The organism is Virgibacillus ndiopensis (assembly GCF_900187325.1).
Lineage (GTDB): Bacteria > Bacillota > Bacilli > Bacillales > Amphibacillaceae > Virgibacillus_E > Virgibacillus_E ndiopensis.
This window is the reverse complement of sequence record NZ_FZMZ01000006.1, coordinates 1,180,042-1,194,739: the sequence shown is the minus strand read 5'-3', so window position 1 is coordinate 1,194,739 and position 14,698 is coordinate 1,180,042. Positions and strand designations below refer to the sequence as shown.

Annotated in this window: 16 protein-coding genes; 1 reads left to right on the top strand and 15 read right to left on the bottom strand. The window is 38.8% G+C overall.

The window, feature by feature from the left end; translation table 11 throughout:
• Positions 1–80: 80 nt before the first annotated feature.
• The 11 genes from CS937_RS18055 to pxpB all read right to left on the bottom strand — a co-directional run bounded on the left by CS937_RS18055 (position 81) and on the right by pxpB (position 9,287).
• On the bottom strand, positions 81–458 hold the full coding sequence (locus tag CS937_RS18055; RefSeq protein ID WP_099159853.1) for a DUF779 domain-containing protein: 378 nt from the start codon (positions 456–458) through the stop codon (positions 81–83).
• 125 nt (positions 459–583) lie between these two features.
• A complete protein-coding gene (gene adh, locus CS937_RS18050) occupies positions 584–2,107 on the bottom strand; it encodes an aldehyde dehydrogenase (RefSeq protein ID WP_099159852.1) in 1,524 nt (507 codons plus the stop codon).
• A gap of 340 nt (positions 2,108–2,447) precedes the next feature.
• Entirely contained in the window at positions 2,448–2,630 is a 183-nt protein-coding gene (locus CS937_RS18045; protein WP_099159851.1) for a cold-shock protein, read from the bottom strand.
• A gap of 157 nt (positions 2,631–2,787) precedes the next feature.
• Positions 2,788–3,525 carry a Cof-type HAD-IIB family hydrolase gene (locus tag CS937_RS18040; RefSeq protein ID WP_099159850.1) on the bottom strand — a complete coding sequence of 246 codons (738 nt, stop codon included), beginning with the start codon at positions 3,523–3,525 and terminating at the stop codon, positions 2,788–2,790.
• A 22-nt stretch (positions 3,526–3,547) separates the two neighbouring features.
• The gene (locus CS937_RS18035; RefSeq protein WP_099160112.1) at positions 3,548–4,735 is read right to left on the bottom strand and encodes an MDR family MFS transporter; all 1,188 of its coding nucleotides are present in this window, start codon (positions 4,733–4,735) and stop codon (positions 3,548–3,550) included.
• A gap of 137 nt (positions 4,736–4,872) precedes the next feature.
• Positions 4,873–5,370 carry an SdpI family protein gene (locus tag CS937_RS18030; RefSeq protein ID WP_176555882.1) on the bottom strand — a complete coding sequence of 166 codons (498 nt, stop codon included), beginning with the start codon at positions 5,368–5,370 and terminating at the stop codon, positions 4,873–4,875.
• A 43-nt stretch (positions 5,371–5,413) separates the two neighbouring features.
• Positions 5,414–6,010, bottom strand: a complete 597-nt coding sequence (locus tag CS937_RS18025) for a pyroglutamyl-peptidase I (protein ID WP_099159848.1) — start codon at positions 6,008–6,010, stop codon at positions 5,414–5,416.
• Positions 6,010–6,579: a nucleotidyltransferase family protein gene (locus CS937_RS18020; RefSeq protein WP_099159847.1), complete on the bottom strand. Its 570-nt coding sequence runs from the start codon at positions 6,577–6,579 to the stop codon at positions 6,010–6,012. The genes CS937_RS18025 and CS937_RS18020 overlap by 1 nt, the downstream gene beginning before the upstream one ends.
• A gap of 11 nt (positions 6,580–6,590) precedes the next feature.
• Positions 6,591–7,535 (bottom strand): 5-oxoprolinase subunit C family protein, encoded by a 945-nt coding sequence (locus CS937_RS18015; protein ID WP_099159846.1) that lies wholly within the window; start codon positions 7,533–7,535, stop codon positions 6,591–6,593.
• A 248-nt stretch (positions 7,536–7,783) separates the two neighbouring features.
• Positions 7,784–8,542, bottom strand: coding sequence for a LamB/YcsF family protein (locus CS937_RS18010; RefSeq protein ID WP_099160111.1), 759 nt, complete (start codon positions 8,540–8,542; stop codon positions 7,784–7,786).
• A 28-nt stretch (positions 8,543–8,570) separates the two neighbouring features.
• Positions 8,571–9,287, bottom strand: coding sequence for a 5-oxoprolinase subunit PxpB (gene pxpB, locus CS937_RS18005; RefSeq protein ID WP_099159845.1), 717 nt, complete (start codon positions 9,285–9,287; stop codon positions 8,571–8,573).
• 310 nt (positions 9,288–9,597) lie between these two features.
• Here pxpB and CS937_RS18000 point away from each other — a divergent pair, with 310 nt between their 5' ends.
• Positions 9,598–11,244, top strand: coding sequence for an SLC13 family permease (locus tag CS937_RS18000; protein WP_099159844.1), 1,647 nt, complete (start codon positions 9,598–9,600; stop codon positions 11,242–11,244).
• 53 nt (positions 11,245–11,297) lie between these two features.
• Here CS937_RS18000 and CS937_RS19585 read toward each other — a convergent pair whose 3' ends face one another.
• From CS937_RS19585 to CS937_RS19865, 4 genes are all read right to left on the bottom strand, one after another.
• Positions 11,298–11,459: a hypothetical protein gene (locus CS937_RS19585; protein WP_176555881.1), complete on the bottom strand. Its 162-nt coding sequence runs from the start codon at positions 11,457–11,459 to the stop codon at positions 11,298–11,300.
• 17 nt (positions 11,460–11,476) lie between these two features.
• Positions 11,477–12,679, bottom strand: coding sequence for an MFS transporter (locus tag CS937_RS17995; protein ID WP_099159843.1), 1,203 nt, complete (start codon positions 12,677–12,679; stop codon positions 11,477–11,479).
• Positions 12,680–12,748: 69 nt separating this feature from the next.
• Entirely contained in the window at positions 12,749–13,963 is a 1,215-nt protein-coding gene (locus CS937_RS17990; protein ID WP_245835799.1) for a CynX/NimT family MFS transporter, read from the bottom strand.
• 488 nt (positions 13,964–14,451) lie between these two features.
• Positions 14,452–14,574: a hypothetical protein gene (locus CS937_RS19865; RefSeq protein WP_281251921.1), complete on the bottom strand. Its 123-nt coding sequence runs from the start codon at positions 14,572–14,574 to the stop codon at positions 14,452–14,454.
• Between the last annotated feature and the right edge of the window lie 124 nt (positions 14,575–14,698).

The following is a 14,698-nucleotide window of genomic DNA, read 5'->3' as shown; positions in this document are numbered from 1 at the left end:
TTCGCCTAATTGTGTTGTTGGAAAAATTAATATCCAAAAAAACGCCACCCTCATATTATGGGATGACGATTTATATGCTTCTATTCTCCTTTCAGATTAGCAGCTACGCCCAATTCCGCCCTCTCTTCCTCCGTAAACACCCTGGACCTCGTCAAAAACCGCTTCCCCTCAGGGCCTTCCAACGAAAACATTCCACCACGTCCATCTACAGCATCAATAATTAATTGGGTATGCTTCCAATATTCATATTGATCCTTTGACATGTAAAAAGGAGTGTCCCCAATTTCACCAAGTAAATAATCCGATTCCCCTACTCGAAATTCATCTTTTGGATAGCACATTGGTGAACTGCCGTCACAGCACCCACCTGATTGATGAAACATTAAGGGACCATGCATCTCTTTTAATGTATTAATTAATGTTAACGCCTCATCTGTAACTGTCACCCGTTCAACCATTTTCACACATCCTTTCGTTTTATTTTACGTATTCAGAACAAAAGGAGTGAGTAATCTAACTACTCACTCTCACGTCCAACAGCCCCCTGTTAAGCAAAACGCATTTTTCTCCGATTTAATAAGCCTTAAAACAATCCAGCTGGACCTTCACTATAGCTAATAAGAAGATTTTTCGTTTGTTGATAATGGTCGAGCATCATCAAATGATTTTCTCGTCCAATACCAGATTTCTTGTATCCGCCAAATGCAGCATGTGCAGGATATTGATGGTAACAATTGGTCCAAACACGTCCCGCTTCAATTTCGCGTCCAAAACGATATGCAGTGTTAATATTGCGTGTCCAAACACCAGCACCTAGACCATATAACGTATCATTGGCAATATCCAACGCTTCCTCTTTATCTTTAAATGTCGTAACAGAAAGTACTGGCCCAAAGATTTCTTCCTGGAAAATACGCATTTTATTGTTTCCTTTGAAAATAGTTGGTTGAATGTAATAGCCCTCTTCCAATTCATCATCACCAAGTTTATTTACATCGCCACCAACAAGAACCTCTGCACCTTCCTGCTTACCTATATCAAGATAGGATTTGATTTTTTCCATTTGTTCTTGTGAAGCCTGTGCCCCCATCATTGTATCCGTATCAAGTGGGTGCCCAATTCGAATTTCTTTTACGCGTTTAATTGCTCGTTCCATAAACCTGTCATAAATTGATTCGTGAACAAGTGCACGCGATGGACATGTACACACTTCACCCTGGTTAAGTGCAAACATTACCAGTCCTTCAATTGCTTTATCTAAAAACCCATCATCCTCATCCATGACATCATCGAAGAAAATATTTGGTGATTTCCCACCGAGCTCGAGTGTAACTGGGATAATATTTTCCGAAGCATACTGCATAATTAAACGTCCAGTTGTTGTTTCCCCGGTAAAGGCAATTTTGGAAATTCCACTGTTAGACGCTAATGGTTTTCCCGCTTCCACACCAAAACCGTTCACGATATTTACTACCCCAGCTGGCAATAAATCCTTAATAAGATCAAGAAGTACATGAATTGAAGCAGGTGTTTGTTCTGCCGGTTTTAGAACTACACAGTTACCTGCAGCAAGTGCTGGAGCAAGCTTCCACGTAGCCATTAGAATTGGAAAATTCCATGGAATAATTTGCCCAACAACACCAAGCGGTTCATGAAAATGATAAGCAACAGTATCATTATCAATCTGACTAATTCCGCCTTCTTGTGCTCGAATTGCTCCAGCGAAATAGCGGAAGTGATCTACCGCAAGCGGAATATCAGCTGCTAGCGTCTCTCTTACTGCTTTTCCGTTGTCCCACGTTTCTGCAACAGCTAATGTTTCTAAGTTTTCTTCCATACGATCGGCAATCTTATTTAAAATATTTGCTCGTTCCGTAACTGATGATTTCCCCCATACATCCTTAGCGGCATGTGCAGCATCAACAGCCGCCTGAACATCATCTTTATTTGATCTAGCAATCTCACAAAATACTTTACCGGTTACAGGACTCACATTTTCAAAGTACTTCCCACTTGCTGGTACTCTGTATTCGCCCCCGATAAAATTATCATATCGCTCTTTAAATGTTACTTTAGCCCCATCTGTGTTTGGATTTGCATATCTCATTTCATACATTCCTCCTCGCAAAATTTGTAAACGCTTACAATTGGTAGATAAATAAAAAATCTAGTTGAACATCTAGTAAAGATTATACCAATTTGTTCCGAATTATTCCAACAATTTGATTTTTAAAATTAAAAAATAAATAAACCCAGGCTCACATAAAGTGAACCAAGGTTTGTTTAGTACCAGTAGCTGAAGCTATTATATATAGTAAAAGACGCTGGTTTCCCAACGTCATGCCTATATAAAAAAGATGCCTAAATGGACATCCCAGCAGAATATATAATGATAAATAAATACTTTTCACTTATAAATATAATAGCTTCAGCTTTATTAATTTACATTACTTCAATTCAGGTAGTACGCGTACTTCCCTTTCCATTGAAGATTTACATAGTGGACATTTTGGTTCTTCTTCAAAACTGTATGATTCCCTCATCCATCCCTGACAGTCTCCACTTGTACAAGACCATACATTTGTTTCCACTTCTGGTACTGGCTCTTTAGGCCCGCGTGAAAAAGACATTACAGCAACCCCTTTCATGGTTCTACTTATATTATACTCCTTTCCAGTACACAAAGAAAGGGATGAAAGTCTGACCCATTTAACTCTTTACAAAAATAGGTTTACCATATAAAGGGTTGCCCAAAATTACTAACAATATACCTGGTTTACGAAAAATTTAAAGAACATACCGTTCAATTGCTTTTGCAACACCATCATCGTTATTTGTGTCCGTTACAAAATCAGCAACATTTTTGATCGCTTCCTGTCCATTTCCCATTGCCACACCAATACCTGCCTGCTGAATCATTTTTATATCGTTTAAACTATCCCCAACAGCCATTACATTGTTCATCGAAATTCCTATCTTATCACAAACTTTACGAAGTGCATTCGCTTTATTTACCCCTACTGGATTAACTTCAACATTCGTTGGTAATGAATTTGTTAGTTCCAGCTCCTCATAAAAAGAAAGCTCTTTGACAATTGTTTCCAATTGATCTTTATCTGTAGAATTAAAGCCTATTTTTAGCCATTCATGATTAGAAAAGTCATTTGGTCGAGTTGATCCCAGCCATGCATCATCCGTTGAAAACATCCAAGAATTCATGCCAATTTCCTGGCCAAGTTCATACAGCTTTTCCATTAGTTTCGCATCTATTAAATGACGCTCCAACAACTCTTTTGAAACTGTCCAAATTTCTCCACCATTAACAGTAATTAAAAAGGATGGAAGCCCTAATGCTTCTGCATAAGGATAACATGAGTTAAGCCAACGACCTGTACTCAATACAACATGGATATCATTTGCCAACGCCTTTTTTATTGCCCCCTGTGTCGGTAATGAAACCTCATGATCACTATTCAATAGTGTTCCGTCCATATCTAATGCAACTAGTTTAATTTCATCTGCCATATGCGCTCACCTCTTCTATTTTTTAACCAACTTTTGCTTTACTTTGATTTTCTTGAATACCCCGATCGTAAAAATAGGTTGTTACAAAAGGAATCAATAACAAGAATAATAGTACAAAGAATAATAATTGAATATTATACACATCGACAATTAATCCACCAATAACCGGCCCAACCATTCGGCCTGCAGCAGCAACACTATTGACAAAACCTTGATAAAAGCCCGCTCGACCTTTTGGTGCTAAATCATTTGCAAGTGTTGGTATTGCAGGCCATACAATCATTTCACCAATTGTTAAAATGACCATTGCAATAACAAACACTGTAAATTCTTCTGCAAACATGACAATGATAAACGAAGTAATCAAAATCGTAGTCCCAACATATATCTGATTTTTTTGCGATGTAATCCTATCTGTTACTAATTTTAACAGAGGTTGCCCTAAAACGATAAGGAAACCATTAACCGCCCAAAGCAAACTATATTGATCCAGTGGAATTCCGATATCCTGTGTGTGCGATGCTATCGTTGATTGCCACTGACTATAGGCAATCCATGCGGCCAAGAAGCCACCACTTAATATAATTAATGCAATAAACTTTGATTTGTTTTGGATTTTACCACTTTGCTCAATAATTGTCGTATGCATTTGACGATTCCGTTCTTCATCCATCCATTTAAAGGCTACCAATACGATGATAAAAAATACTGCAAATAATGATGCATTTGCAATAAATATGTAATTAAAGGACAAACTTGCTACATATCCACCGACCGTAGCTCCCAAAGCAACGCCGAGATTTTGCGCTACATAGATCGCATTAAATGCACGCCGTCCTCCTTCAGGCCAAACCGATCCCGCCATGGCAAACATGACCGGCCACGTAATTCCTGACCCGAATCCGATTAAAACAAGTAAAATGGAATATGGTACGATACTGTGATATAAAGACAATGTAATTGCTGATACCATTGCTAGCCCTGTGCCATACAGGATCGTTTTATACGCACTAAACTTATCAAAAAGTACCCCACCAATTAAATTTCCTGCAATCGAAGCCCCTTGATTAAACATCAAAATAAACCCCGCAAAAGCTAAACTTTTACCGAGCTCATTGTGCATGTAGATTGTATTTAACGGCCACAAAAACGAGCCTCCTGTTACATTAATTGTTGTAGCAATAACCAATAGCCAAATATACCTCGGCATCCCCATCATCTCGCTTTTTACAATATCATTCAGCTAATTGTAATACATTTCACGAGGGTAATCAATGAGGAAACTCAAGGGTGATTAAAAGCAGATTTTCCCGTAAATTCAAACTGGATTTTAGTGATTATTTGATATCACTCCAACTTACTCATCCGTATCATGAAAACAATAATAGTAACCAATGGAATGACTATTACCACAACTATAAAACCTATTCCTAATGTTTCATTTCCCATTGCTGACTGAACCATATCCCATGAAATATAAGAAAACAAAGCAACTGTCTCAAAATTAATCACTGACATGAATAATCGTGCTACAGGATATAATCGCGGAGCGTTTTTATCCGTTACTTTAACGATATAATTAAATGTATGTGGCTTTTTGCTAAGAAAATACATTGGGATAAAACAGACAAATGTAGCAATTGCAGGCATCAAGAATATAAACGCTTTATTTCCCCATCCATCAGCTTCTCCCATTGTATTAAAATGTGTCGGAACTGTCTCAGGCAAACTACCATACGCCAACACAACATATATATAAGATAGTATAAGTAGTAAAATGGATAAAAAATTAAAGAGCTTCTCCCACTTTCCCGCAGGAACATCAATTTTCGGATGATTTTTCATTTTTCTCACCTTTCTGGGCCAAAGGGACAGTCCCTTCATCTGTCTACAAGCATTTTATCGAAATCTTTATAGCTTGTAATAAATCACTATGAGACCAGCTCGGCATACTCTTTTTAACCGCTAATGCATGTGATGCGGGTATATGGATAAATCCTGCTCTATGGTCCAACCGATTTTCCTTCAGATAATGTAACCCATGGTACATGACATTGTTACACAAATATGTTCCAGCAGTATTAGATATTTTTGCAGGAATGCCCAATTCTGTTAATTTATCAATCATTTCATAAATGGGTAACGTAGAAAGATAACCATCTGGACCGTGGTCAAAAATCTTTTCCCCTGAAGGTTTATGACCGTTATTATCAACTGGACCGTCATTACAATTGATGGCGATTCGTTCAGGTGTAATACAATTTCTGCCACCTGCTAATCCAAGTGATATTACAGTATCGGGATTATGTTTTTCAATTAATTCAACTAATTGTTGTCCAGACTTATGAAAATCAACGGACAGTACTTCACCAATAATTTCAAATTCATTTAGTTGGGTTCCAGCTAATTCGTTAACAATATCTGTCGTAGGATTGATTGGAAATTCTAGAAATGGATCAAATCCTGTAAGTAATAGTTTTTTCATTAATAATGCTCCTCGTATAGTTTTATATTTGGCCAGGTAGTCTTCCATTCTTTATTTTTAATTCGTCTTTTATAAATTGGATAAAGCTTACTATCTCGAAACAGTGGTGTTGGTTTCACATTGAGCTGGACAACATCTTTTATTCCGTGTGGTGCCGTCAACATTACCCTATCATTTACATCTAATTTCACACCTAGAGCCGTTGGAGTTTCAGGGAACTTTGCAATCGCATCCTCTGAAGATTGGTATGGTGGAAGGTCATTAATAAGATGCATTCTAGCTTCGTTTTTGACAGACCAAGGTATTGCGGGATTCATGGTAGTTAGAATTTTTTCTAACCGTTTTTCTTCTGTTTCGTCAAGGTTGGACTGGTCAAAGTATACGACATCGACATCTTGCGTTTTCGTTCTTTTTTTATATCCATGAAGTATATCCCAAATTTTTGATCGAACAAACCCGGCGCAAACCCACCAATCCGGTAAGTCTAGTGACTTTGCAGTGTGTAGAACCTCCATCATCCATATATCCTCTTCAATTACCCGTATTATATCTTGTTCAGTTTTGATCATCGTTCTTCTCCCTAATTTAAATCTTGTCGAAATTTTTCCAGGCACCATAAAAATAATTCCATTTCCACTGCTCGATCCTGTGCTTCTTCAATCGAAATTGGATGGAAACAAATCTTGCCTTGTGGAGGAAGCTGGGCGATTTTTGCCAAATCACTTGAAACAACAGTACCAATTCGCGGATAGCCACCTGTTGTCTGACGATCCGCCATTAATATAATTGGCTGTCCATTTGGCGGAATTTGTATGCTACCGAACGGAATAGCGTCAGACCATACATCTCCAATTGTTTCTATACTGCCATTTTCAGCTTTCAGGCGATACCCCATTCGATTTGAATTTGTATCCACCGTAAAGAATGAGTTGAAAAAACTTTCCCGTGCTTTTTGGGTGAAGTTTTCCTGATGGGGTCCTTCGATTACTGCTACATCAATAGATTTATCATAGATGGGAATGGATTGACCTGATAATCCAAATCTTTTCTTTTTTTGTGCTGGATACCCATAGATTGTGTCTTCTTTTTCAATAAGTTTCCCAAACCCACTTTTTATGTCAGTCGATTTACTCCCGAGCATAAGTGGACAATCGAAAGCACCACCTATTGCGATATATGCGCGCACTCCCGATTGATGCCTACCAAAATGCAGAATATCGCCTGGTTGTAAGTGAATGGATTGCCACATGGGGATAATCTCCCCATTAACTTGCGGCTGTAGATTTGCTCCGGTAATAGCAACCGTGACTGGACACTTCACTTCAAGCTCAGGACCAATCAGTGTAACTTCCAAACATCCCTCATTTCTCTGATTACCAACCAGAATATTCGCCACTTGGAATGCAAATGTATCCATCGCTCCGGACACCGGGACTCCAAAACGTTGATAACCATATCTACCCATATCCTGAAATGTTGTATAGACACCTGCTTTGTTTACATTGAAAATTAATTGACTTTTCATAGACTCACCATTCTTGATTATAATAGTGTTATTATTTCATGTTGATGCGTGATTATCGTGGTTGTTGCACGGTTCCGGGTGATTATTGCACGATAATTCTAGGCTGTTGCGCGATCCTGCTCCTTTATCGCACGCTATTCTCTTGTTGTTGCGCTACTACGCCTCTCTATTGCGCGATATCTCTTGTCTGTTGCGCTATCCTGCTCCTTTATCGCACGCTCTACAAATTATTGCACATTCCCAGTCCACTAAACGTAGCCAACTGCAATCCCTGCTCGTTCTAACGCTAAACGTAGCTCTCGTACAAATTCAACTGCATGTTCCCCATCGCCATGGACACAGATGGTATCTGCATCTATCTTCACAATCGTTCCATCAACTGCTTGGACTTCCCCATTCTGTACCATCCATAAAACTTGATTCACAGCACTTGACGTACTTTTTATAAGTGCATTTTCATTCTTCCTAGGGGTCAGGGTCCCGTCAGCCTGATAAGTACGGTCAGCAAACACTTCCGAGGCGGTCTTCATGCCAACTTCATGTCCTGCTGCAATAAGTTCACTTCCAGCAAGACCATATAATATTAATTCATCATTAACATCATATACAGCCTGCGCAATAGCTAGCGCCACTTCACGATTACCTGCAGCAAAATTATATAGTGCACCATGTGGCTTTACATGCTGCATCGCTACATTATGAATCTTGCAAAATGCTTGTAATGCTCCGATTTGGTAGACGATAAATCGGTAGACTTCCTCTGGGGTGTATTGGATCATTCGTCTGCCAAATCCAGCAATATCAGCGAACCCTGGATGTGCCCCAATACGAACATTGTATTTTTTAGCCAACCGTACAGTTCGTTCCATTACATCGGGATCCCCAGCGTGAAAGCCACACGCAATGTTTGCTGACGTCACATACTGAAGTAATTCTTCATCCAAACCAATTGTATACCTACCGAAACTTTCACCCATATCACAATTAAGATCGATTCGTTTGACCATTAACATACATTCCTTCCATATACTGCTTCTACTCTATCTCGACGACATATTTACCGGAAACAACCGCTTCTTCTATTTCCAAAAATTCTGTTTCACTAATTTCACAAAATCGTACCAAATCACCCGCTTCAAACAAAAAGGGATGTCTTTCATTTGCTAGATCAACTAATTGGAGCGGTGTTTTGCCAATAATATTCCAACCTCCTGGCGATTCAACTGGGTAAATTCCCGTTTGTTTATGTGCAATTCCAACCGATCCGGCCGATACTGATTTTCGTGGATTTTCCATGCGAGGGGTTGCTAAATCAGCATTAAGTTCACCTAAATAGGGAAATCCAGGTAAAAATCCGAGCATGTAAATAAGGTAATCTGGTTTTTGATGTAGTTTAATGACTTGCTCAAGAGATAGCTGATTATACTTCGCAACACGCTGCAAATCAGGACCATATTCACCACCATAAACAACCGGCACCTTAATCAATCGCTGCTCTTCAAATTCGTTTTCAGAACCATCTACGCTCAAACTATTCATTTTCTGGCAAAGATCAAGATACGTTTCTCTAAAAGGCTGATAGTAAATGGTAACGGAATTAAAGGCTGGAACAACTTCCACAACACCTTCAATGTTTAACCCGGTAATTTTTTTACAAAATGATTTTATTTTCATGTTCAACTGAGGGGTAACTTCCTGCTGAAATTGAACTTTTACCGCACGATCACCAACAGGTTTTATTGAAAAGTCCATACTTGCGCCTCCGAAACAATTATTCTATTAACAAAATTGTAGCATACTTTAAGTAAATTTTTCGAATTTAGTAAAATAATCGGAATAGGTGAATAAGAGATCATTCGTCGGTTTGAAAATTATCGCTCTGCTCATATACTTGGAACACAAAAAGTTACGTTACCCCCATAAATGTAAACGCCAACACTTTCCACTTGTCGAATTTTTCATAAATTTGTATAATAGGAAAGATTCCAAGATATTTAAATAAAGTTTACTGATAATTGGAATTATAAGTATACATTAATTAAAACAAACAAGGGGGAAAATCATGGGCACAACTGCATGGAATTGGTTATGGGACAAGCATGACCAGGCAAAAGATTTACTGAGCTTTTTTGTTAAACCGAGCTCGTCTAACATAGGCTCCAGTCATTCAACTAGTAAAGCAAAATCTGGCAAAAACGACGGAAACAATAATCGGACATATAAGCAAGCGCAATTGTATGGACTTATTTTAGGACCTGTATTATTTATTTTGACATTAGCATTTTTCTCTCCAGATGGTCTATCTTCAGAGGGGCAAGCAATACTAGCAAGCACACTATGGATTGCCGTATGGTGGATGACTGAAGCAATTCCAATTCCGGCAACCTCCTTATTGCCTATAATCTTGTTCCCGTTAACCGGTGGGTTAGATATCGACGCAACAACCTCATCATACGGTGATGATACAATCTTCTTATTTATGGGCGGTTTTATGATTGCGCTTGCAATGGAGAAATGGAATCTTCATAAGCGAATTGCTTTAAGCATCATATCCATAATTGGAACAAACACAGACCGTATTATCCTCGGGTTCATGGTTGCTACAGGATTCTTATCAATGTGGATTTCCAACACAGCAACAGCAATGATGATGGTACCAATTGGTTTAGCAATCATCTATCAAGTTTCTGAAGCATTGAAGGATGATCCTTCCATCGACACCTCAAAAGAAAACTTTGGATTTGGAAAAGCATTAATGTTAGGTATTGCTTACTCCGCTTCTTTAGGTGGAATTGGGACTTTAATTGGTACACCACCAAATACATTATTAGCCGGTGCAATTGAAAAAACATACGGGATTGAACTTTCTTTTGCACAGTGGATGCTTTTTGGAGTACCGATTGCTTGGGTGTTTATCATTATAGCTTGGTTGTATCTTGTAAAAGTTGCCCATCCTTTAAAATTGAAGCAATTACCTGGTGGAAGAGAAGTAATCCAAACAGAGAAAAAGAAACTTGGGAAAGCTTCATTTGAAGAAAAAGCTGTATTTGTTGTATTTGTTTTAGCCGCATTAGCTTGGATAACAAGATCATTTTTACTAGCACCATATATTAACGAAAGTATTAATGACGCAATCATCGGCATGGTTGCGGCAGCAATCCTATTTATCATTCCTTCAAAAAATAAACAAGGTGATAGATTACTAGATTGGAATACAGCGGTTAAATTGCCTTGGGGTATACTGTTACTCTTTGGTGGCGGTCTGGCAATTGCTGCAGGATTTGTAGAGTCTGGCCTTTCCGATTGGATTGGCGGTCAACTAACGGCATTACAAGGTATTAATATTTTCGTCGTATTACTTGTCGTGACAGGTCTAGTTATTTTCCTAACCGAAATAACATCAAACACTGCAACAGCATCAATGATGTATCCAATTATGGCATCGCTCGCAGTAGCACTAGGTGTTCATCCATATGCAGTAATGATTGCAGCCGGTGTAGCTGCATCATGTGCGTTCATGCTTCCGGTTGCAACACCACCAAACGCAGTCGTTTTCGGATCAGGTTATTTACGAATACCAGATATGGCAAAGACTGGATTCGCCTTAAATATACTAGGAATTATTTTAGTAACACTAGCTATTTACTTCATCTTACCAGCCGTTTGGGGTATTGATCTAACAAGTGTTCCAGAAATGTTTCAGCAGTAATTAGTTCACAAAAAGGAAGAACCCGCTTTATACAGCGATGTCCTTCCTTTTTTTTATTTCTTCCTACTTCGAAAGTTTTTAGGTAAAGTAAACATTATAATAACGATTCCTACTCCCAAAATTATATAATGAAATACCATTGGATCATTATCAAACACAAAATAAGCACCTATACCTGTTATAATCCAGCCAATAATTTCAAACAATAACCGCATAAAAAAACACCTCAATCCTAATTCGTTGCATTTTTTCGAGCACGCACAGACATTACATTCACAAATACTAAATAAGCAACAGGTAATATTCCCGTTAATACCACTAACCCCGTCCATCCCGCTACACTCCACAATGGACCAAGTGCCGAGCTTCCAATCGCAACCCCAATATAATACGCAACTAAATAAAGACTCGACGCACTGCCTTTATGATGTGTTGCCTGTTCACTAACTGACGCGGCTGTAAGAGAATGTGCCGTAAAAAAACCTAGACATGAAACACATAATCCTATGACGATCATGGTTACTGTCTGACTTAAGGTCAATAGTATTCCAATTGACAATGTCACAACTCCTACAATCCGAATTTTTCTTATGCCTAGATTCCCGGCAAGCCAACCAGCAAATGGGGAACCAACAACTCCTAACCCATAAGCAAAAAATGTATACGAAATGGCCTGTAGCGATAAGGAAAATGGTGGACCTTCAAGGTGAAATGGTAAGTATGTCCAAATTCCTGTAAACGAAAATTGCAATACAATCCCTAAACCAAATACAAGTAATAATGCAGGATTTTTTAAATGGAAGAAAAATGCTTCCATATCACGAGAAAATGATAGGTTACTAGGTTGAAAAAATCGTGATTTCGGTAATAGTAAAAATACGGAGGCTAAAATAATCACACCTAGCCCTGCCAAAAAGTAAAATGCAACTTCCCAAGAATAATGATCTGTGATATATCCAGTCAGCACTCTCCCCATCATGCCTCCAAGTGCATTACTGGAAATATAAAGGGCCGTTGCAACACTAACACTTCGCCGATCAATTTCCTCGCTCAAATATGCAAGTGATGCTGCAGGTAGTCCAGCAAGTGCGAAACCCTGAATCAGACGCAGTACTAATAAAAGTAAAAATGAATCAGTTAATGGTATGAGCAAAAATGGAATAACCGACCCAATAAGTGAAAACTTGATAAACAACGTCCGTCCATTTCGATCAGACAGAAATCCAAGTACGATTAAGCCAACAATTAAACCAATGATTGTCAGTGATATTGCAAGACTTGCCGTTGATACAGATACGCCAAACTCCTTAACAAAAACTGGCAGAAGTGGTTGTACTGAATACATACTGGCAAAAATGAAAAACGAAGCAAGTGCCAAACTCAATGTAATTTTCCAAAAGTAAAAATCCCGTATGGTATATGTCTGATATTGCATGGTGTCACTTCCAATATATATAGCTAAATCAAGTATAGCGTTTTTTTCATGAAAAAACATCCAAAGGACTTAGTCAAGCACATATTTATCTCTACCAGCGCCAAATCCAAAAATGACTACGAATAATGCTACGCAAATCAACGTGATAAGCGGTACCGTCCAAATATGTGTCAAGTCATATAAATAACCGATGAACATTGGCCCTACCGCAGCTAAAACATACCCCAACGACTGTGCCATCCCTGACAATTCTGCCGCCTGTTTTGCGTTGCGTGCGCGCATTCCAAGAAATGCTAGGGCCAACGCAAAGCTACCGCTCATCGCAATCCCAATCAATATCGTACTGATGACCATCACTGCATACGAATCACCAACAAGCAGTCCTCCATAACCACTTACAGCAAAAGCACCCATAACAAGTACAATACCCCGCTGAGAGGAAAATCTTCCCGCAATTACTGGCACAAGAAAACTTGCAGGTAAACCTATGAATTGTGTAAAGGATAGCATCCACCCTGCAGTAGCCATACTTACACCGTAATCATGCAAAATTTCCGGTAGCCAGGAAATTGTCACATAAAACAAAAACGATTGTAGCCCCATAAACGACGCAACCTGCCATGCAAGCGGGGACCGCCACATCCGATTCTCACCTTTACCAACATATGTCATCTCAGCAGTGGTTTCTGACTTACTTTTCTTACTTAAATAAATCCAAATCATAATCGCAAGAATCGCCGGAACAATCCAGACCAGCAATGCTATTTGCCAGCCTAAATCCAAACCCTTGGCAAATGGAATACTTAATCCTGAAGCAGTCGCAGCAAAAATCCCCATTGACGTCGAATACACACTGGTCATCAAAGCAACCTTGGTAGGAAATTTTTCTTTAACGACCCCAGGTAACAAAACATTACAAATCGCAATCCCCAATCCAATAAACAATGTTCCTATAAATAAAAGCGTGATAAAGGTAAAAGAACGAATTACAATACCAAATAAAAGTAAAAGAAGTCCAATTAATAAAGCACGTTCATTCGTCAAGCGATTCGCAAGCCTTGGAGCAATCGGTGACATAACCGCAAAAGCTATTAACGGTAAGCTCGTTAATAAACCTGCACTCCAATTAGAGAGTCCAATATCATCTCGAATGATACCTATCACCGGCCCAACTGATGTAATAGCTGGCCGTAAATTAAACGCTATAAACACAATTCCCGTAATCAATAAAAATTGATATAAACGCTTTGATTTATCCGATGTCATCGTATTATGTACATCCATGCAAAAAGCTCCCTTTATCATAAGTAAATTCCAATAAATTTAATAATAGCATATACGGGTTGGTTAATGGTATTAATTGGCGTGGGAGGTGCGCTCGGTTGGGGTTGCTGCACGTTCGATCCGAGTGTTGCGTGTTCCATCGGGATTATTGCGCGTTTAATCTTGTTTGTTGCGCGATCATTCCCGATTATTGCACACTTAATCCTGATTGTTGCGCGCTCGATCCTGGATTCCGCGCGTTTAATCTAGTTTGTTGCGCACTTCTTATGGTTATTGCGCGCTAATCCAAATTATTGCACGCTTTAGCATGATTACTGCGAATTCAATCCAGATTATTTCCACTTGATCAAGGTGCTGCGCGGTCAATCGTAGGTATCGCGCGCTCGGTTGAGGTTGTTGCACGCTCACTCACAATTATTGCGCGCTTGATCCTGGTTGTCGCACGTTTAATCCAGATTATTGCGCGCTTACACTTGATTACTGCACGTTCACTCACGATTATTGCACGCTTTATCGATTAATGCTTGTAAACCCTTTTCAAACTGTTCATTCGTAAGATAATCTACCGTTACTGGATCAGTATAAAATGCTTGTGGACATGCGAAATACACCTTCATTACTCATTTCAATATATGACAATGAGAAAAAATAGTTAATCACACTCTTCCAAAATAATACATTACTACATATCACACAAATATTTTCCGATATAAAAATAAGAGTATCCAATGAATT

Coding starts and splice junctions, on each gene's coding strand:
- CS937_RS18015 (WP_099159846.1), bottom strand. CDS start 7,535: ATGAAAAGTCAATTAATTTTCAATGTAAACAAAGCAGGTGTCTATACA.
- CS937_RS18010 (WP_099160111.1), bottom strand. CDS start 8,542: ATGGTCAAACGAATCGATCTTAATTGTGATATGGGTGAAAGTTTCGGT.
- CS937_RS18055 (WP_099159853.1), bottom strand. CDS start 458: ATGGTTGAACGGGTGACAGTTACAGATGAGGCGTTAACATTAATTAAT.
- CS937_RS18040 (WP_099159850.1), bottom strand. CDS start 3,525: ATGGCAGATGAAATTAAACTAGTTGCATTAGATATGGACGGAACACTA.
- CS937_RS18035 (WP_099160112.1), bottom strand. CDS start 4,735: ATGCCGAGGTATATTTGGCTATTGGTTATTGCTACAACAATTAATGTA.
- CS937_RS18030 (WP_176555882.1), bottom strand. CDS start 5,370: ATGAAAAATCATCCGAAAATTGATGTTCCTGCGGGAAAGTGGGAGAAG.
- CS937_RS18000 (WP_099159844.1), top strand. CDS start 9,598: ATGGGCACAACTGCATGGAATTGGTTATGGGACAAGCATGACCAGGCA.
- CS937_RS18025 (WP_099159848.1), bottom strand. CDS start 6,010: ATGAAAAAACTATTACTTACAGGATTTGATCCATTTCTAGAATTTCCA.
- CS937_RS17990 (WP_245835799.1), bottom strand. CDS start 13,963: ATGGATGTACATAATACGATGACATCGGATAAATCAAAGCGTTTATAT.
- pxpB (WP_099159845.1), bottom strand. CDS start 9,287: ATGGACTTTTCAATAAAACCTGTTGGTGATCGTGCGGTAAAAGTTCAA.
- CS937_RS19585 (WP_176555881.1), bottom strand. CDS start 11,459: ATGCGGTTATTGTTTGAAATTATTGGCTGGATTATAACAGGTATAGGT.
- CS937_RS17995 (WP_099159843.1), bottom strand. CDS start 12,679: ATGCAATATCAGACATATACCATACGGGATTTTTACTTTTGGAAAATT.
- CS937_RS18020 (WP_099159847.1), bottom strand. CDS start 6,579: ATGATCAAAACTGAACAAGATATAATACGGGTAATTGAAGAGGATATA.
- adh (WP_099159852.1), bottom strand. CDS start 2,107: ATGAGATATGCAAATCCAAACACAGATGGGGCTAAAGTAACATTTAAA.
- CS937_RS18045 (WP_099159851.1), bottom strand. CDS start 2,630: ATGTCTTTTTCACGCGGGCCTAAAGAGCCAGTACCAGAAGTGGAAACA.